This window comes from Pseudomonas sp. TE6283, from assembly GCF_054060555.1.
In genome coordinates this window covers 173,825-192,411 of the sequence record NZ_JBSSDH010000006.1, presented here as the reverse complement: position 1 = coordinate 192,411, position 18,587 = coordinate 173,825, and the positions used below count along the sequence as shown (strand labels likewise).

Genomic DNA, 18,587 nt, shown 5'->3' with positions numbered 1-18,587 from the left:
ATTTCGTCATGGCTTTAACTGTAAACACCAACATTGCTTCGGTTACTACTCAGGTTAACCTGAACAAGGCCAGCACCGCCCAGACCACTTCGATGCAGCGCCTGTCTTCCGGCCTGCGCATCAACAGCGCCAAAGACGACGCTGCCGGCCTGCAGATCGCCAACCGTCTGACCAGCCAGATCAACGGCCTGGGCCAGGCAGTCAAGAACGCCAACGACGGTATCTCGATCGCCCAGACCGCCGAAGGCGCAATGCAGGCTTCGACCGACATCCTGCAGAAAATGCGTACCCTGGCACTGTCCTCGGCCACTGGCTCCCTGAGCGCCGACGACCGTAAGTCGAACAACGACGAATACCAAGCTCTGACTGCCGAACTGAACCGTATCTCCACCACCACCACCTTTGGTGGCCAGAAGCTGCTGGACGGTTCCTACGGCACCAAGGCCATCCAGGTCGGCGCCAACGCCAACGAAACCATCAACCTGACCCTGGAAAACGTTGCTGCCAGCAACATCGGTTCCCAGCAGGTCAAGAGCCTGGGCGTTGCTCCAAGCAACACCGGTGTTGCCGGTGGCCTGATCAACGTAACCGGTAACGGCCAGACCGCTGCGGTCACCATCGCTGCTGGCGCTTCCGCCAAGACCATCGCCAGCCAGCTGAACGGTGCCATTGGTGGCCTGAGCGCTACCGCCAGCACCGAAGCTCAGTTCGTTGTCGGCGCCGGTGCTGCTACCGCTCCTGCTACCTTCGACATGACCGTTGGCGGCCAGACCACCAAGTTCGTCGGCGTCAAAGACACCGCCAACCTGGCTGACCAGCTGAAGTCGAACGCTGCCAAACTGGGCATCAGCGTCAACTACGACGAAGCCAAAGGCACCCTGTCGGTCAAGTCCGACACCGGTGAGAACATCTCGTTCGCCAACTCCACCGCTGCCGGTACCATCACTGTTGCAACCAAGGACGGCTCGGGCACCTACGGTGCTGGCGTCGCTCTGGCTGACGGCCTGATCGCCACTGGCGCTGTGAACCTGGACTCGGCCAAGGGCTACGCTCTGAGCGGCGCTGGTGTTACCGGCCTGTTCAACGCCGGTACCGACGCTTCGTCGGTCAAGACCACCATCGCCAACACCGACGTCACCGACGCCACCAAGGCTCAGAACGCCCTGGCCGTCATCGACAAGGCCATTGGTTCGATCGACAGCGTCCGTTCGGGCCTGGGTGCTACCCAGAACCGTCTGACCACCACCGTCGACAACCTGCAGAACATCCAGAAGAACTCCACCGCTGCCCGCTCCACCGTGCAGGACGTGGACTTCGCTTCGGAAACTGCAGAGCTGACCAAGCAGCAGACCCTGCAGCAGGCTTCCACCGCGATCCTGTCGCAGGCCAACCAGCTGCCATCCTCGGTCCTGAAACTGCTCCAGTAATTCAGGCGCCTGAGTAAGAGGTGGAAGGGCGCGTTTACGTGCCCTTTCGCTTTTTTGACATGAGGAGTTCGAAGCATGGACATGAGTGTCAAGCTGAACCAGGTGTATCCTCCGGTGCTGCCTCAGGCAGTGACGACTGCCAAGGACCCACTGGTGCCTGCCAAGGTGCCGGAAGCCGCGGCCGTCGATGACAAGCCGCACACCCGCGAGGACCTGGAGAAGGCGGTTGGCGAGATCCGCGATTTCGTCCAGTCGAGCCAGCGCAAGCTGGATTTTTCAATCGATGATTCCACCGGCCGGGTCGTGGTCAAGGTGATCGCCACCGAATCCGGTGATGTGATCCGCCAACTCCCGTCGGAAACGGCGCTGAAGCTGGCACAAAGCCTCAGCGAAGCTGGCAGCCTGCTGTTTGATGGCAAGGCGTAAGCTGGCATGATTTTTGTTGCTGTCGGTCATTTGCGGCGTGTAGTCGTCAAGGACCCGGCAGCTACCGAACAAGGAGAGCAATGATGGCAGGTTCAACAGTCAGCGGTATCGGTTCGGGCATCGATACCCAGGCGATTGTGAAGTCCCTGGTGGACGCGCAGAAGGCGCCGAAACAGGCACAGATCAACACCCAGACACTGAAGGCAACCACCACGTTGTCCTCTATCGGCAAGATCCAGGCGGCCCTGGATGCCTTCCGTGGTGCGTTGACCAGCATGACCAACGACAACAGCTTCGGTGGTCTGGCGTTGAAGTCGTCGGATGAGAAGGTTGCGACCATCACGGCGGGCGCAGGCGCGGCCACTGGTTCGTTCAACCTGGTTGTGACCCAGCTGGCATCGGCTTCCAAGGTGTCCACCAAGGTTTATGCCGGCGGCGCGGGCACCGTGGTCAACCCTGGCACCACTGCGACCAAGCTGACCATTACCCAGAATGGCAAGGACCACGACGTCAGCATCCCGCCGGGCGCCACGCTGCAGCAGGTGCGCGAGACGATCAACAGTCAGTTCGGTACCGCAGGTCTGAGTGCCAACATTCTGACCGACGCGTCGGGTTCGCGTCTCGTCGTTACCTCCAGCAAGATGGGGGTAGGTTCCGATATTACGCTGTCGGGTAACTCGGGTCTCGACACTGGCTACACCGTTGTAGATCCGCCAAAGAATGCCCAATACAAACTCGATGGCATTTCCATGGAGTCAAAGAGTAACGACATCAGCGACGCGGTAAGCGGTTTGAACATCAAGCTGGTCGGGCTTTCGCCAACGGCGACAGGGGCGTCCGAACCTACGGTGACGACCCTTTCGCTGAGTACGAGCACCACCGCGCTGAAGTCGGGCCTGAAAGGTTTCATCGATACCTATAACGCGCTGATCAAGGCTGTTAACGCCGAGACCAAGGTAACCAAGAACGCCGACGGCACCGTGACTCCCGCCGCGCTCACCGGCGACGCATCCATGCGCGCGCTGATGTCATCGATCCGCGAAGAAATGAACACGCTTTCCGGCAACGGCACGATGAAGTCGCTCGCCGCCTTTGGCGTCACCTCATCCCAGGATGGCGGCACGCTCAGCCTGGACGACAAGAAGTGGGACAAGGCCGCGGCCACCAACGCCGCCGACCTGACCAGCATCTTCAACGGCAAGGATGGCCTGCTGGCGCGCCTGCAGACCGCGACCGAACCGTATGCCAAGGCATCCACCGGCACCCTGGCAGAGCGCTCCAAGGCGCTGAGCGAGAGCCTGACCAAGCTCAAGACCGAGCAGGATACCCTGGATACGCGTATGGAAGCCCTGCGCGTCAGCCTGCAGGACAAGTACAACAACATGGATACTCTGGTCGCTCAACTGCGTCAGCAGCAGAGTAACGTGCTGGGCACGCTCAACGCACTGAACAACGCCAAGAACGACAAATAATCCGTGAAGGTCCCGTGAAGTCCGGGCATGATGTCCGGCTTCACCTCGGCGGCAGGTAAAGTTTTCCGCCGCCGGCCCGATACAAGGACTATGAAACCAGTCGTTTTTGCCCGCTACGAGGTCGCAAGATGAATCCCATGAGAGCCCTTCGGCAGTACCAGAAGGTCAATTCCCATGCCCAGATTTCCGAAGCAACGCCCCATCGCCTGGTGCAGATGCTGATGGAGGGTGGGCTCGATCGCATGGCCCAGGCCAAAGGTGCGCTGGCCCGCGGCGACATCGCCGAAAAAGGCCTGATGCTGGGCAAGGCCATCGACATCATCATCGGCCTGAACGACGGCCTGGATGCGCAGAAGAGCGCGGACCCTGCCTACATCGAGCAGCTGTCGAGCCTCTACGCCTACATGACCAATCGCCTGATGCAGGCCAATATCGACAACGACCCGGCGATCATCGACGAGGTCGCGCAATTGCTGATCACCGTCAAGAGCGGCTGGGACGCGATCGCCGAAGCGCAACAAGCCGGCTGAGCCGGACAGGGAGAGCAAGGTGAGCAGCGAACTGCAACGATTCGACGAGACCCGCGACGCACTGCTGAACGCCCTGAGTGCCAAGGACTGGGATGCCATCGGCAGGCTCGACGAGAACTGCCGCACCTGCATCGACGACATGCTTGGCGCGCCGGCGCTGGATGAAGAGGTGGTCAAGGAGCGCCTGGAAGGGTTGTTGCAGGTCTATCGCGAACTGCTCGACGCGACCATCGGCGAGCGCCAAGCCATCGCCGATGAAATGACCCAGATCAATCAAGCAAAGAATGCGTCGAAGGTTTACCATTTGTTCAGTTAATATGCACCGGACTGAGCAAAAGGCGCCATAAATTTGACTGTGCAGGCCTTTTTGACTTTACTAGTGGCTGTTTTCGAAATTCAGACGTCCGAACACTGACCATTCAGTCGGAATGATGTCGTGCACGCCCTCCGGGCGCCGATATGACTAGGGAAGTTGCTATTGCATGTGGCGTGAAACCAAGATTCTCCTGATCGATGACGACAGCGAACGCCGCCGCGATCTGGCGGTGGTCCTGAATTTTCTCGGCGAAGATAACCTCTCCTGTTCCAGCGGCGACTGGCAGCAGGTGGTCGAGGGTTTGTCTTCCAGTCGCGAAGTCCTGTGCGTCCTGATCGGGACCGTGAATGCTCCGGCCAGTGTGCTGGGGCTCCTTAAGACAGTGGTCGGGTGGGATGAGTTCCTTCCGGTTCTGCTTTTGGGTGAAATTTCTTCCGCGGAGTTCCCCGAGGACCTGCGTCGGCGCGTGCTCTCCAATCTCGAGATGCCGCCGAGCTACAGCCAGTTGCTCGATTCCCTGCACCGTGCCCAAGTCTACCGCGAGATGTATGACCAGGCCCGTGAGCGTGGTCGTCAGCGCGAGCCCAACCTGTTCCGTAGCCTGGTGGGCACCAGCCGTGCCATCCAGCATGTGCGGCAGATGATGCAGCAGGTCGCCGACACCGACGCCAGCGTGCTGATCCTCGGCGAGTCCGGCACCGGCAAGGAGGTGGTGGCGCGCAACCTGCACTACCACTCCAAGCGCCGCGAGGCGCCGTTCGTGCCGGTCAACTGCGGGGCGATTCCGGCGGAATTGCTCGAGAGCGAACTGTTCGGCCACGAGAAGGGCGCCTTCACCGGGGCGATCACCAGCCGTGCCGGGCGTTTCGAGCTGGCCAACGGCGGCACGCTGTTCCTCGACGAGATCGGCGACATGCCGCTGCCGATGCAGGTCAAGCTGCTGCGGGTGCTGCAGGAGCGCACCTTCGAGCGAGTCGGCAGCAACAAGACCCAGAGCATCGACGTGCGCATCATCGCCGCGACGCACAAGAACCTCGAGACCATGATCGAGGACGGGACCTTCCGCGAAGACCTGTATTACCGGCTGAACGTGTTCCCTATCGAGATGGCGCCATTGCGTGAGCGGGTGGAAGACATTCCGCTGCTGATGAACGAGCTGATCTCGCGCATGGAGCACGAGAAGCGCGGCTCGATCCGCTTCAACTCCGCGTCGATCATGTCGCTGTGCCGTCACGGCTGGCCGGGCAACGTCCGTGAGCTGGCCAACCTGGTGGAGCGCATGGCGATCATGCATCCGTACGGGGTGATCGGCGTGGCGGAACTGCCGAAGAAGTTCCGCTACGTGGATGACGAAGACGAGCAGCTGGTCGACAGCCTGCGTTCCGATCTCGAGGAGCGCGTGGCGATCAACGGGCATGCGCCGAACTTCGCCAGCCATGCCATGCTGCCGCCCGAAGGGTTGGATTTGAAGGACTATCTTGGCAGCCTGGAGCAGGGGCTGATCCAGCAGGCGCTGGACGATGCCAATGGCATCGTCGCCCGGGCCGCCGAGCGCCTGCGCATCCGCCGCACCACGCTGGTGGAGAAGATGCGCAAGTACGGCATGAGCCGCCAGGGTGGCGAGGAGCAGGCGGACGACTGATCCCGCCGGGTTTTGGCGCAATGGCCGGGTGCTTGACAGCCCCGGTCATTGCGCTCGGTCAACAAGCCCACGGCTGATTGCCCCCATCTCCGGCACGGCTATTGCTACACCGCTGGCAACATACCGTTTTTATGACGGTCAGCCATGCGAGAGAGCACGATGCCCCAGGCCGCCCACCGTTCCCATTCCTCCGATCCGCGAGGACACACCCCGCTCGAGCAGGAAAGCCGGCAGGGTCTCGAGCAGGCGTTCGCCCTGTTCGATCAGGTTTCCAGCCAGCTCAGCCAGTCATACAACATGCTTGAGACGCGCGTCAGCGAGCTCAAGGGCGAACTGGCAGTGGTCAGCGCCCAGCGCATGGCTGAACTGGATGAAAAGGAGCGCCTGGCCAACCGCCTGCAGAACCTGCTGGACCTGCTGCCGGGCGGGGTGATCGTGATCGATGGCGAGGGCTATGTGCGCGAGGCCAATCCGGCGGCTTGCGAGTTGCTGGGCGAGCCGCTGGTCGGTGTGCTCTGGCGGCATGTGATCGCCCGCAGTTTCGCGCCGCGTGAGGATGACGGCCACGAGGTCTCGCTGCGTGACGGACGCCGTCTGTCCATTGCCACGCGTTCCCTCGATGCCGAGCCCGGCCAGTTGGTGCTGCTCAATGACCTGACCGAAACCCGGCGCCTGCAGGACCAGTTGGCGCGCCACGAGCGCCTGTCGTCACTGGGGCGCATGGTCGCGTCCCTGGCTCACCAGATCCGTACGCCACTCTCGGCGGCGATGCTGTATGCCGGTCACCTGGCCGACCCGCAGCAGGCGCTGACGGAGGAGACCCGTCAGCGTTTCGCCGGCAACCTCAAGGAGCGCCTGCACGAGCTGGAGCATCAGGTGCGCGACATGCTGGTGTTCGCCCGCGGCGAGCTGCCCCTGAGCGACCGCATCAGCCCGAAAGCGCTGTTCCAGGCGTTGCAGCAGGCGGCCCATGCCCATGTTCAGGGGCATGCCGTGCGCTGGCAGTGCGACAGCCATCTTGGCGACTTGCTGTGCAACCGCGACACCCTGGTTGGCGCGCTGCTCAACCTGATCGAGAACGCCCTGCAGGCCAGTCATGAGCCGGCGCGAATCAAGGTCCATCTGTCCCGTCGCGACGACAGCCTGCGCATCTGCGTGAGTGATGCCGGCAGCGGCATCGACGCGCAACTGCTGACGCGTCTTGGCGAACCGTTCCTGACCACCAAGGCTACCGGCACCGGCCTGGGACTGGCAGTGGTTCAGGCCGTGGTGCGGGCGCACCGTGGCACGCTTGGCCTGCGCTCCAAGCCTGGGCGTGGCACCTGTGTCACCGTGGTGTTGCCGCTGATCGACAGCCGGCTGGAGGCAGGTCAATGAGCGTCAAGGTTCTGCTGGTGGAGGACGATAGGGTCCTGCGCCAGGCGCTGGCCGATACCTTGGAAATCGGCGGCTTCTGCCTGCGCGCCGTCGGCAGCGCCGAAGAAGCCTTGCTGGCGGTGACCGAGGAGTCGTTCAGTCTGGTGGTCAGCGACGTGAACATGCCGGGCATGGATGGTCACCAGCTGTTGGCGCAGCTGCGCCGCAACCACCCGCAACTCCCGGTGTTGCTGATGACCGCCCATGCGGCGGTTGAGCGGGCCGTTGAGGCCATGCGCCAAGGGGCTGTCGACTATCTGGTCAAGCCCTTCGAGCCCAAGGCGTTGATCAGCCTGGTGGCGCGGCATGCCGTCGGTGCCGGTGCGTCAGCGGGCGAGGAGGGGCCGGTGGCTTGCGAGCCTGCAAGTCGGCAATTGCTGGAATTGGCAGCCAGGGTCGCGCAAAGCGATTCGACGGTGTTGATTTCCGGTGAGTCGGGGACTGGCAAGGAGGTGCTGGCGCGCTATATCCATCAGCAGTCGCGGCGCGTGGACCAGCCGTTCGTGGCGATCAACTGCGCGGCGATCCCGGACAACATGCTTGAGGCGACCCTGTTCGGTCACGAGAAGGGGGCGTTCACCGGCGCCATCGCCGCCCAGGCCGGCAAGTTCGAGCAGGCCGACGGCGGCACCCTGCTGCTCGACGAGATTTCCGAGATGCCGCTGGGCCTGCAGGCCAAGCTGCTGCGCGTGCTGCAGGAGCGTGAGGTCGAGCGCGTCGGGGGGCGCAAGCCCATCGCCCTGGATATCCGCATTCTCGCCACGACCAACCGCGACCTGGCGGGGGAGGTGGCGGCCGGGCGCTTCCGAGAAGACCTGTACTACCGTCTTTCGGTTTTCCCCATGGCCTGGCGGGCGCTGCGGGAGCGTCCAGCCGATATCGTGCCGTTGGCCGAGCGCCTGCTGGCGCGCCACGCGCAGAAAATGCGCCATGCCCAGGTGCGCTTGTCCGCCGAAGCGCGGGCGTGCCTGCAAGCCTACGCCTGGCCGGGCAATGTGCGTGAACTGGATAACGCCATACAGCGGGCGCTGATCCTCCAGCAGGGGGGCGTCATCGAGGCGGCGGATTTCTGTCTGGCTGGCGCCATTCCATTGTCGGTGCCGAAAATGGCTACTATTGAGCCATTATCTGTCGAGCCGGCTGCCGAGGTCGGGGGGCTGGGCGACGACATGCGTCGTCACGAGTTCCAGATGATCATCGACACCCTGCGCGCCGAGCGCGGGCGTCGCAAGGAGGCTGCCGAGCGTCTCGGGATCAGTCCACGCACGTTGCGCTACAAGCTGGCGCAGATGCGTGACGCTGGTCTGGATGTCGAGGCCAGCCTGTTTGGTTGATACGTCGTTTTGAGTGTTTTTCGGGTTGGCTGGCACTCCTCTTGCTAGCACCAACCCATTCGCTGCATGAGTGTCAAAAAAAGTGCGGCAGCCGGAGAGAGAAGTCCATGACCCAAGGTGTTGAATTCAATCGTCTGATGTTGGACATGCGCGCCATGCAGGCCGAAGCCATGTCCCAGCCCAAGGTTGCCGCCGCGCCTGAGCTGGCGCCCGGCCAGAGCAGCTTCGCCGACATGCTCGGCCAGGCCATTGGCAAGGTGCATGAAACGCAACAGGCTTCCTCCCAGCTGGCCAACGCCTTCGAGATCGGCAAGAGCGGTGTCGACCTGACCGATGTGATGATCGCCTCGCAGAAGGCTTCGGTGTCGTTCCAGGCCCTGACCCAGGTACGCAATAAACTGGTACAGGCGTACCAGGACATCATGCAGATGCCGGTATAAGGGCGAGAGTGAGTCATGGCCGAAGCAGTCGTCGATAACGCCCCCGCCAAGAGTGGCCCGCCAGCAGCCAAGCCGCCGCTGTTCGGCATGGCATTTCTGGAAAACATCTCGCAGATGCCCATGCTGCGTCAGGTCGGCCTGCTGGTCGGGCTGGCCGCCAGCGTGGCCATCGGCTTCGCCGTGGTGCTCTGGTCGCAGCAGCCGGACTACCGGCCGCTGTACGGCAGCTTGGCGGGCATGGACACCAAGCAGGTGGTGGACGCGCTGGCCTCAGCCGATATTCCCTACAAGGTTGAGCCGAACTCCGGCGCCCTGCTGGTCAAGGCCGACGACCTCTCCCGTGCGCGCCTGAAACTGGCCGCCGCCGGTGTGGCGCCAAGCGACGGTAATGTCGGTTTCGAGCTGCTCGACAAGGAGCAGGGCCTGGGCACCAGCCAGTTCATGGAAGCCACCCGCTACCGCCGCGGCCTGGAAGGTGAGCTGGCGCGCACCGTGTCGAGCCTGAACAACGTCAAGGCCGCCCGCGTGCACCTGGCGATTCCGAAGAGCTCGGTGTTCGTGCGTGACGAGCGCAAGCCCAGCGCCTCGGTGCTGGTCGAGCTGTACCCGGGCCGCAGCCTGGAAGCCGGCCAGGTCATGGCCATCGTCAACCTCGTGGCCACCAGCGTTCCGGAGCTGGACAAGTCCCAGGTGACCGTGGTCGACCAGAAGGGCAATCTGCTTTCCGATCAGTTGCAGGACACCGCCCTGACCATGGCGGGCAAGCAGTTCGACTACAGCCGCCGCATGGAAGGCATGCTCACCCAGCGCGTGCACAATATCCTGCAGCCGGTGCTGGGCAACGACCGCTACAAGGCCGAAGTGTCGACCGACGTCGACTTCAGCGCCGTCGAGTCCACCTCCGAGCAGTTCAACCCTGACCAGCCTGCGCTGCGCAGCGAGCAGTCGGTCAACGAACAGCGTGCCAGCAGCCAGGGGCCGCAAGGTGTGCCGGGGGCCCTGAGCAACCAGCCGCCGGCCGGCGCCTCCGCGCCCGAAAACGCCAAGGCCGCCGCCACGCCGGCCGGTGCCATCCAGCCCGGCCAGCCGCTGGTGGACGCCAACGGCCAGCAGATCATGGACCCGGCCACCGGCCAGCCGATGCTCGCGCCGTACCCGAGCGACAAGCGTCAGCAGAGTACCAAGAACTTCGAGCTCGACCGCTCCATCAGCCACACCCGTCAGCAGCAAGGTCGCCTGACCCGTCTGTCGGTGGCCGTGGTGGTGGATGACCAGGTCAAGCTCGACGCCGCCACTGGCGAAGCCACCCGCACCCCGTGGGGCGCCGAGGACCTGGCGCGCTTCACCCGCCTGGTGCAGGACGCGGTGGGCTTCGATGCCAGCCGTGGCGACAGCGTCACCGTGATCAACGTGCCGTTCGCCGCCGACCGTGGCGACGAACTGGTCGACATTCCGTTCTACTCGCAGCCGTGGTTCTGGGACATCGTCAAGCAGGTGCTGGGCGTGCTGTTCATCCTGGTGCTGGTGTTCGGCGTGCTGCGTCCGGTGCTCAACAACATCACAGGTGGCGGCAAGCAGGCTGCCACGGACAGCGACATGGAGCTGGGCGGCATGATCGGTCTGGATGGCGAACTGGCCAACGACCGCGTCAGCCTGGGTGGCCCGACAAGTATTCTGTTGCCGAGCCCGAGCGAGGGTTACGAGGCACAGCTCAACGCAATCAAGGGCCTGGTGGCCGAAGACCCGGGCCGCGTGGCCCAGGTCGTGAAAGAGTGGATCAACGCCGATGAGTGACAATCGAGCCATTACCGCCAAGCTGAGCCGCGTCGACAAGGCGGCCATCCTCCTGCTCTCGCTCGGCGAGACCGATGCCGCGCAGGTCCTGCGCCACATGGGCCCCAAGGAAGTGCAGCGGGTCGGTGTGGCCATGGCGCAGATGGGCAACGTCCATCGCGAGCAGGTCGAGCAGGTGATGAGCGAGTTCGTCGAGATCGTCGGCGACCAGACCAGCCTGGGCGTCGGTTCCGACGGCTACATCCGCAAGATGCTCAACCAGGCCCTCGGCGAGGACAAGGCCAACGGCCTGATCGACCGTATCCTGCTTGGTGGCAACACCAGCGGCCTGGACAGCCTCAAGTGGATGGAGCCGCGCGCCGTGGCCGACGTCATCCGCTACGAGCACCCGCAGATCCAGGCCATCGTGGTCGCTTACCTCGACCCCGACCAGGCCGGTGAAGTGCTGAGCAACTTCGACCACAAGGTGCGCCTGGACATCGTCCTGCGCGTATCGTCGCTCAACACCGTGCAGCCAGCGGCGCTCAAGGAACTCAACCAGATCCTCGAGAAGCAGTTCTCCGGCAACTCCAATGCCGCGCGCACCACACTGGGCGGCATCAAGCGCGCCGCCGACATTATGAACTTCCTCGACAGCTCCGTGGAAGGCGCGCTCATGGACGCGATCCGCGAGATCGACAGCGACCTGTCGGAGCAGATCGAAGACCTGATGTTCGTCTTCAACAACTTGGCCGACGTCGACGACCGTGGCATCCAGGCGCTGCTGCGCGAGGTGTCCTCCGATGTGCTGGTGGTGTCGCTCAAGGGTGCCGACGAGCGGGTCAAGGACAAGATCTTCAAGAACATGTCCAAGCGTGCCTCGGAGCTGCTGCGCGACGACCTGGAGGCCAAGGGGCCGGTGCGGGTCAGCGACGTGGAGACGGCGCAGAAGGAAATCCTCACCATCGCCCGCCGTATGGCCGAAGCCGGCGAGATCGTGCTGGGCGGCAAGGGCGCCGAGGAAATGATCTGATCGGTGGGGCGCGCGCGTTCTACTGTAGGATCGACCTTGTGTCGCGAAAGGGCAGCAAGGCTGCCCCGACAGCTTGCGGTGACATCGAGATCGTGGGGCTGCTTTGCAGCCCTTTCGCGACACAAGGCCGCTCCTACAGGGGCGCATTGGTTGCAGATGGCTTTTGAGTACCTGAAAACATGTCCACCACCGAACACCCCAGCGACCTGATCCGTGCCCGCGACCTCGAGGGTGTGGACGTGTGGGCGCTGCCCAGCTTCGATCCCGAGCCTGAGCCGGAACCCGAGCCTGAGCCGGAAGTCATCGAGGAAGAAGTCGAAGAAGTGCCGCTGGAGGAAGTCCAGCCACTGACCCTCGAGGAACTCGAGGCCATCCGTCAGGAGGCCTACAACGAAGGCTTCGCCACCGGCGAGCGCGAAGGCTTCCACAGCACTCAACTGAAGGTTCGACAGGAAGCCGAAGTGGCCCTGGCGGCCAAGCTGGCCAGCCTGGAGCAAATCATGAGCCACCTGCTCGAGCCCATTGCCGAGCAGGATACGCAGATCGAGAAAGCCCTGGTGCAGCTGGTCGCCGGCATGACCCGCCAGGTCATTGGTCGTGAGCTGCGCAGCGACTCGAGCCAGATCACCCACGTGCTTCGTGAGGCGTTGAAGCTGCTGCCGATGGGCGCCGACAACATCCGTATCCACCTCAACCCGCAGGACTTCGAGCTGGCAAAGGCCTTGCGCGAGCGTCACGAGGAGAGCTGGAAGCTGCTCGAGGACGAGTCGCTGTTGCCGGGTGGCTGTCGGATCGAGACCGCTCACAGCCGGATCGACGCGACCATGGAAACCCGTATCGAGAAGGCTGTGGCGCAACTGTTCGACCAGTCCCACGACCAGTCCCTGCATCCTGCTTCGCCGGATATTTCCGTCGAACTGGACGTGCCGGCGGGTGAAACCGATGCGCCTTGACCGTACCAGCTTCGGCAAGCGCCTGGAGGGCTACGCCGATGCGGTGAAGCTGCCCGACCAGCCGATCGTCGAAGGGCGCCTGCTGCGCATGGTCGGCCTCACCCTCGAGGCCGAGGGCCTGCGCGCGGCGGTGGGCAGCCGTTGCCTGGTGATCAATGACGACAGCTACCACCCGGTGCAGGTCGAGGCCGAAGTCATGGGCTTTGCCGGCAGCAAGGTGTTCCTCATGCCGGTCGGCAGCATCGTTGGCCTGGCCCCGGGGGCCCGCGTGGTGCCGCTGGACGACAGTGGTCGCCTGCCGATGGGCATGAGCATGCTCGGCCGGGTGCTCGACGGCGCCGGTCGCGCGCTGGACGGCAAGGGCGGGATGAAGGCCGAGGACTGGGTGCCGATGGATGGCCCGATCATCAACCCGCTCAACCGTGATCCGATCAGCCAGCCGTTGGATGTCGGTATCCGCAGCATCAACGGCTTGCTCACGGTCGGCCGCGGCCAGCGCCTGGGCCTGTTCGCCGGTACCGGCGTCGGTAAATCGGTGTTGCTGGGCATGATGACCCGCTTCACCGAGGCCGAAATCATCGTGGTCGGCCTGATCGGTGAGCGGGGCCGCGAAGTGAAGGAGTTCATCGAGCACATCCTCGGCGAGGAAGGGCTCAAGCGCTCGGTGGTGGTGGCCTCGCCAGCGGACGACGCGCCGTTGATGCGTCTGCGTGCGGCGATGTACTGCACGCGCATTGCCGAGTATTTCCGCGACAAGGGTAAGAATGTCCTGCTGCTGATGGATTCGCTGACCCGTTTCGCCCAGGCCCAGCGTGAAATCGCCCTGGCCATCGGCGAGCCGCCCGCCACCCGGGGTTATCCGCCTTCGGTGTTCGCCAAGCTGCCCAAGCTGGTGGAGCGGGCCGGTAATGGCGAGCCGGGCGGTGGCTCGATCACCGCGTTCTACACCGTACTGTCCGAGGGTGATGACCAGCAGGACCCGATCGCCGACTCGGCGCGGGGCGTGCTAGACGGTCACTTCGTGCTGTCCCGGCGCTTGGCCGAGGAAGGGCACTACCCGGCCATCGACATCGAGGCCTCGATCAGCCGGGTCATGCCCCAGGTGGTCGATCCCGATCACCTGCGTCAGGCGCAGAAATTCAAGCAGCTGTGGTCGCGCCTGTCGCAGAGCCGCGACCTGATCAGTGTCGGCGCCTATGTGGCCGGTGGTGATCCGGAAACCGACCTGGCCATCGCCCTGCAACCCAAACTGGTGGATTTCCTGCGCCAACGTCTGGATGAGAATGTCGGCATGGCGCAGAGCCGTGAAGAACTGGCCGCGGTGTTCGCGCCGCCAGCGGGCTGATAGATCATGGCCCAGCCCAGCCGAGCGGCACGCCTGGTGCCGGTGGTGGAAATGGCCGAAGAGGCCGAGCGCAAGGCCGCCCAGCGCCTGGGGCATTTCCAGAAGCTGCTCAGCGATGCCCAGGCCAAACAGGCCGAGCTCGAGAGTTTTCGCGAGGCCTATCAGCAGCAGTGGATCAATCGCGGCAGCCAGGGTGTCGACGGCAACTGGCTGGTCAACTACCAGCGTTTCCTCGGGCAGCTGGAAACGGCAATGACCCAGCAGCGCCAGAGCATGGCCTGGCACCAGAACAACCTGAACAATGCCCGTAACACCTGGCAGCAGGCTTATGCCCGGGTCGAAGGGCTGCGCAAGCTGGTCCAGCGCTATCTGGACGAAGCGCGCCGTGCCGAGGACAAGCGCGAGCAGAAGCTGCTCGACGAGCTGTCCCAGCGCCTGCCACGCCAGGGGCACCCCTGATCGACCTGACTGGCGCCCGTCGCCAGCGCCTGCTAAACCTTCAGAAGCCGCATTCGCCATCATCGAAGGAATCGCTCGCATGGCAGTCGAAACTGATTTTTCACAGGACGGGAAAAAGCTGACGATCAAGGTCAAGGGTCGTTTTGATTTCGGCAAGCATCAGGAATTCAGGAATGCCTACGAGCATCAGCGTCCGCGCCCGGATTCCGTGGTGGTCGATCTGAAGGAGGCCACGTATCTTGACAGCTCGGCGCTGGGCATGTTGCTGTTGCTGCGCGACCATGTCGGCGGCGAGGACTCGGATATCCGTGTGGTCCATGCCAGCCCTGATGTGCGCAAGATCCTGGCGATCTCCAACTTCGAAAAGCTGTTCGACATCAGTTGAGCCTTGCCATGTCCGCCGATCAGCCGTTGACCGTGCTGGTAGCCGAGGACGGTGCCGCGGACAGGTTGTTGCTGGCGCAAATCGTCCGCCGCCAGGGGCATGTGGTGGTCACCGCCGAGAATGGAGAGCAGGCGGTGGCGTTGTTCGCCGAGCGACGACCGCAGCTGGTGCTGCTCGATGCGCTGATGCCGGTGATGGATGGTTTCGAGGCGGCACGGCGGATCAAGGCGCTGGCGGGCGAGTCGTTGGTGCCGATCATCTTCCTGACTTCGCTCAATGAAGAGGAGGGGCTGGTGCGTTGCCTTGAGGCCGGTGGCGACGACTTCATGGCCAAGCCCTACAGTGCCGTCATCCTGGCGGCGAAGATCCGCGCCATGGACCGTTTGCGTCGCCTGCAGGCAACGGTGCTGGAGCAGCGCGACCAGATCGCCCGCCATCACCATCACCTGCTCAATGAACAGCGGGTGGCCAAGGCGGTGTTCGACAAGGTCGCCCACTCCGGCTGTCTGAGTGCTGCGAATATCCGTTACCTGCAGTCGCCCTATGCGTTGTTCAACGGCGACCTGTTGCTGGCGGCGTTTACGCCTTCGGGCGACATGCATGTGCTACTGGGCGATTTCACCGGTCATGGCTTGCCGGCCGCGGTCGGCGCCATGCCATTGGCGGAAGTGTTCTATGGCATGACTGCCAAGGGCTATGGCCTGGTCGAAACCCTGCGGGAGATGAACGCCAAGCTCAAGCGCATCCTGCCCGTGGACATGTTCTGTTGCGCGCTGTTACTCAACCTGAGTTACCAGCGAGGGACGGTGGAGCTCTGGAACGGTGGCATGCCGGATGGCTATCGGTTGTCGTCGCAAGGCGAGGTGCTGGATGTGCTGCCTTCGCGCCACTTGCCGCTGGGAATCCTGTCGCCCGAACAGTTCGACGATGCTACCGAGGTGATGCCGCTTGCGGTGGGAGAGCGGTTGTTCCTGCTGTCCGACGGCGTCGTTGATACGGCTGATGCGCAGGACTGCCTGTTTGGCGTGGAGCGCCTGCGCGAGGTGCTGGCGGCCAACCGCGATCCGGCGGTGTTGTTCGACGAGCTCATGCAGGCGCTGGCGGGATTCGGTGGTCGGTCTCGTGACGATATCAGCCTGTGCGATATCCGCATGCTGGGCCCCGAGCCTGTCGCGCCGCAGGTGGTGGTGTACTCCGACAGTGGTCGTTCCAGCCCACTGGACTGGTCGATGCAGTTCGAGTTGCGGGGCGAGAGCCTGGGGCGCTTCAACCCGGTGCCGTATCTGGTACAGCTGTTGCAGGAGATTCATGGGCTCAGGCCTAGCAGCGGCAAGTTGCACAGTGTGTTGAGCGAGCTGTATGCCAATGCGCTGGAGCATGGCGTGCTGGGGTTGGACTCGGCGCTCAAGTGCGACGCCGACGGCTTCGCCGAGTACTATCGCCAGCGCGCCGAGCGCCTGGGACGCGAGGTGCATGGCAGCGTCGGCATTGCCTTGCGGGTGGAACCTCAAGGTGCGGGCGGGCGTCTGACCATCGAGGTTCGCGACAGCGGCGCGGGCTTCGATGTGGCGCGCTTGTCGCTCGACAGGCCGTGTTGGCACGGGTTCAGTGGGCGCGGAGTGAGCCTGGTGCGGCGGCTGGCGGAAAATGCCCAGTGGCTGGAAGGTGGCCGTCTGGCGCGCGTGGAGTTTCAATGGTGAGCCGGTTTGCGCGGCTTGATCAGGGAGTGAACAAGTGGTGGACATGCATATCGATCAGAGGGTGCTGAGTGATTTGCGGGAGGTCATGGAAGATGGCTACCTGCAGTTGCTGGAAACCTTCCTCGAAGACTCCGAGCGACGCCTGTGCCAGCTGCACGAGGCCAAGGACGCCGACGAACTGGGCCTGGCCGCGCACAGCTTCAAGGGCAGCAGCAGCAACATGGGGGCCGTTGGACTGGCCGAGCTGTGCCGGGAACTGGAGGAGCGGGTCCGCCAGCAACCTTTGTACGGTATTGAAGACCTGATCAACCGCATCGACCAGGAGTACGTGGAGGTCCAGCGTTTCTACCGTGCCGAGCGGCAGCGGATCGCCGCCGAGTAAAAAACTGGCGCGAGTTTTGCTTTTCTTCGCACAGACGCATTTTACCAGTTCTGCAGCGGAGACCTCTCAATGCCTGTCGCATCCAATCCATTGTTGCAAGCCGGCCTCGTCAACAAGACGTCGCGCCCGGCTGCCAGTGTGGCGGACAAGCCGCTGCAAGCCCCGGCCAGCCAAGGCGATGGCTTCGACCAGGTCATGGCCCGGCAGGGGCGCGACAGCGTTCCAGCGCGTGACGACAAGGTCGCCAAGGGGGCCGACCCGGCCAAATCCAAGGAGCAGGCCGCACCTGCCGCAGGCGGCAAGCCGGACGACGCCAGCAAGCCGGCGGTTGCCGATGACGGCAATAACTTGCCAGTCATCCCGGGCAGCAAGCCTGTTGCCGAGGCGGATGAAACCACCGAAGGCGACACTACCTCGTCCCTTGATGCCAGCCTGGTGGCTGGCCAGGTGACCGACGCCCAGCCGGGCGCGCAGTTGATCCAGGCCCAGGCCGAAGCGGTCGCCCCGGTGCTGCAGGCGGCGGCGCAGGCGCCACAGCCTGTGTCGGCGGCGGCGGTCGTCGAGGAAGCGCCCAAGGATGCCGCGTTCGATCCGGAGGCGGACCCTCTGGCCAACATGCCGACCTTGCGCCTGGCGCTGGAGCAGGACGCCCAGGCCAAGGGAACCACATCGGCCCATGCGGCCAGTAGCCGCTCCGACAGCAGCCAGGCGCCTGCCGATCCCGCCGCCACAGCCGTCAATACCTTGGCGAACGTGGTTGGCAAGGCCGAGCAGGAAGCGGGGAACGCCGAGCATGGCGACAAGGCATTCGCCGGGCTGATCGACGATGGCCTCAAGGATATCAAGGGCGCCAGCAGCGACACGCGGGTCGATGACTTCGCCGACCGCCTGGCCAGCCTGACGCAGGCGGCGACGCCCAAGACCGCCAACGCCGTACCGGTGACGCCGAACCCGCTGCAGCAGCCGCTGGCGATGAACCAGGGCGCCTGGGCCGAAGGCCTGGTGAACCGGGTCATGTACCTGTCGAGCCAGAACCTCAAGTCGGCGGACATCCAGCTTGAACCCGCTGAATTGGGGCGCCTGGACATCCGCGTCAATGTCGCGGCGGACCAGCCCACCCAGATTCACTTCGTCAGTGGGCATGCCGGCGTGCGCGATGCGCTGGACAGCCAGGTCTACCGGCTGCGCGAGCTGTTCGCCCAGCAGGGGCTGGCGCAGCCGGACGTCAGCGTGGCCGACCAGTCCCGCGGCCAGCAACAGCAGCAGGCGCAGCAGGGCGGCTCGAGCCTGTCCGGCGTGGCGGCGCGCCGCGCCGAGGCGGTTGGGGAGGGCGTCGATCCTGTCGAGGGCGCGCGTCCCGCCGAGCATCAGGTGGTGGTCGGCGACAGCATGGTCGACTATTACGCCTGATCTTCGCCGGCCCTGCGCGGCCACCTTCGGGTGGCGCTTGTCTGGCGACAGGGCCGGTACCTTCCTTCTCGGTCAAATCTGGCATAACACTTGCTCAAGCCACGTCATCCTTCTTTGAAACCCCGATGGACGACGGATTATTGG

At 63.9% G+C, this 18,587-nt stretch carries 18 protein-coding genes; all 18 read left to right on the top strand.

Annotated features, from left to right (window positions below; all coding sequences use genetic code 11):
• Positions 1 to 8 precede the first annotated feature (8 nt).
• Entirely contained in the window at positions 9 to 1,427 is a 1,419-nt protein-coding gene (locus ACVWZ5_RS11225) for a flagellin N-terminal helical domain-containing protein (RefSeq protein WP_213883115.1), read from the top strand.
• A 75-nt stretch (positions 1,428 to 1,502) separates the two neighbouring features.
• The gene (locus ACVWZ5_RS11220; protein WP_062360692.1) at positions 1,503 to 1,853 is read left to right on the top strand and encodes a flagellar protein FlaG; all 351 of its coding nucleotides are present in this window, start codon (positions 1,503 to 1,505) and stop codon (positions 1,851 to 1,853) included.
• Between the two features lie 83 nt (positions 1,854 to 1,936).
• Positions 1,937 to 3,325 carry a flagellar filament capping protein FliD gene (fliD, locus tag ACVWZ5_RS11215; protein ID WP_213883129.1) on the top strand — a complete coding sequence of 463 codons (1,389 nt, stop codon included), beginning with the start codon at positions 1,937 to 1,939 and terminating at the stop codon, positions 3,323 to 3,325.
• A gap of 128 nt (positions 3,326 to 3,453) precedes the next feature.
• The gene (fliS, locus tag ACVWZ5_RS11210) at positions 3,454 to 3,855 is read left to right on the top strand and encodes a flagellar export chaperone FliS (protein WP_028692784.1); all 402 of its coding nucleotides are present in this window, start codon (positions 3,454 to 3,456) and stop codon (positions 3,853 to 3,855) included.
• 19 nt (positions 3,856 to 3,874) lie between these two features.
• Positions 3,875 to 4,171, top strand: a complete 297-nt coding sequence (locus ACVWZ5_RS11205; RefSeq protein ID WP_062574749.1) for a flagellar protein FliT — start codon at positions 3,875 to 3,877, stop codon at positions 4,169 to 4,171.
• A gap of 166 nt (positions 4,172 to 4,337) precedes the next feature.
• On the top strand, positions 4,338 to 5,813 hold the full coding sequence (gene fleQ / locus ACVWZ5_RS11200) for a transcriptional regulator FleQ (protein WP_028692786.1): 1,476 nt from the start codon (positions 4,338 to 4,340) through the stop codon (positions 5,811 to 5,813).
• Between the two features lie 159 nt (positions 5,814 to 5,972).
• Positions 5,973 to 7,190, top strand: coding sequence for a sensor histidine kinase (locus ACVWZ5_RS11195; RefSeq protein ID WP_062574748.1), 1,218 nt, complete (start codon positions 5,973 to 5,975; stop codon positions 7,188 to 7,190).
• Positions 7,187 to 8,563, top strand: coding sequence for a sigma-54-dependent transcriptional regulator (locus ACVWZ5_RS11190; protein WP_062574747.1), 1,377 nt, complete (start codon positions 7,187 to 7,189; stop codon positions 8,561 to 8,563). Before ACVWZ5_RS11195 ends, ACVWZ5_RS11190 begins: the two co-directional genes overlap by 4 nt.
• A gap of 107 nt (positions 8,564 to 8,670) precedes the next feature.
• Positions 8,671 to 9,003 carry a flagellar hook-basal body complex protein FliE gene (fliE, locus tag ACVWZ5_RS11185; protein WP_028692789.1) on the top strand — a complete coding sequence of 111 codons (333 nt, stop codon included), beginning with the start codon at positions 8,671 to 8,673 and terminating at the stop codon, positions 9,001 to 9,003.
• Positions 9,004 to 9,018: 15 nt separating this feature from the next.
• The gene (gene fliF, locus ACVWZ5_RS11180) at positions 9,019 to 10,797 is read left to right on the top strand and encodes a flagellar basal-body MS-ring/collar protein FliF (RefSeq protein ID WP_028692790.1); all 1,779 of its coding nucleotides are present in this window, start codon (positions 9,019 to 9,021) and stop codon (positions 10,795 to 10,797) included.
• Positions 10,790 to 11,809: a flagellar motor switch protein FliG gene (gene fliG / locus ACVWZ5_RS11175; protein WP_028692791.1), complete on the top strand. Its 1,020-nt coding sequence runs from the start codon at positions 10,790 to 10,792 to the stop codon at positions 11,807 to 11,809. The genes fliF and fliG overlap by 8 nt, the downstream gene beginning before the upstream one ends.
• A gap of 179 nt (positions 11,810 to 11,988) precedes the next feature.
• Positions 11,989 to 12,762, top strand: a complete 774-nt coding sequence (fliH, locus tag ACVWZ5_RS11170; protein ID WP_028692792.1) for a flagellar assembly protein FliH — start codon at positions 11,989 to 11,991, stop codon at positions 12,760 to 12,762.
• Positions 12,752 to 14,107 (top strand): flagellar protein export ATPase FliI, encoded by a 1,356-nt coding sequence (fliI, locus tag ACVWZ5_RS11165; protein WP_038706560.1) that lies wholly within the window; start codon positions 12,752 to 12,754, stop codon positions 14,105 to 14,107. The genes fliH and fliI overlap by 11 nt, the downstream gene beginning before the upstream one ends.
• A 6-nt stretch (positions 14,108 to 14,113) precedes the next feature.
• A complete protein-coding gene (gene fliJ, locus ACVWZ5_RS11160) occupies positions 14,114 to 14,566 on the top strand; it encodes a flagellar export protein FliJ (RefSeq protein WP_028692794.1) in 453 nt (150 codons plus the stop codon).
• A gap of 79 nt (positions 14,567 to 14,645) precedes the next feature.
• Entirely contained in the window at positions 14,646 to 14,951 is a 306-nt protein-coding gene (locus ACVWZ5_RS11155; protein ID WP_028692795.1) for an STAS domain-containing protein, read from the top strand.
• A gap of 8 nt (positions 14,952 to 14,959) precedes the next feature.
• Positions 14,960 to 16,651 carry an ATP-binding SpoIIE family protein phosphatase gene (locus ACVWZ5_RS11150; protein WP_457340612.1) on the top strand — a complete coding sequence of 564 codons (1,692 nt, stop codon included), beginning with the start codon at positions 14,960 to 14,962 and terminating at the stop codon, positions 16,649 to 16,651.
• A 34-nt stretch (positions 16,652 to 16,685) separates the two neighbouring features.
• Positions 16,686 to 17,033, top strand: a complete 348-nt coding sequence (locus ACVWZ5_RS11145; protein ID WP_457340611.1) for an Hpt domain-containing protein — start codon at positions 16,686 to 16,688, stop codon at positions 17,031 to 17,033.
• A 69-nt stretch (positions 17,034 to 17,102) separates the two neighbouring features.
• Complete coding sequence (locus tag ACVWZ5_RS11140; protein ID WP_062574743.1) at positions 17,103 to 18,443, top strand: flagellar hook-length control protein FliK; 1,341 nt, start codon at positions 17,103 to 17,105, stop codon at positions 18,441 to 18,443.
• The last annotated feature ends 144 nt before the right edge of the window (positions 18,444 to 18,587 follow it).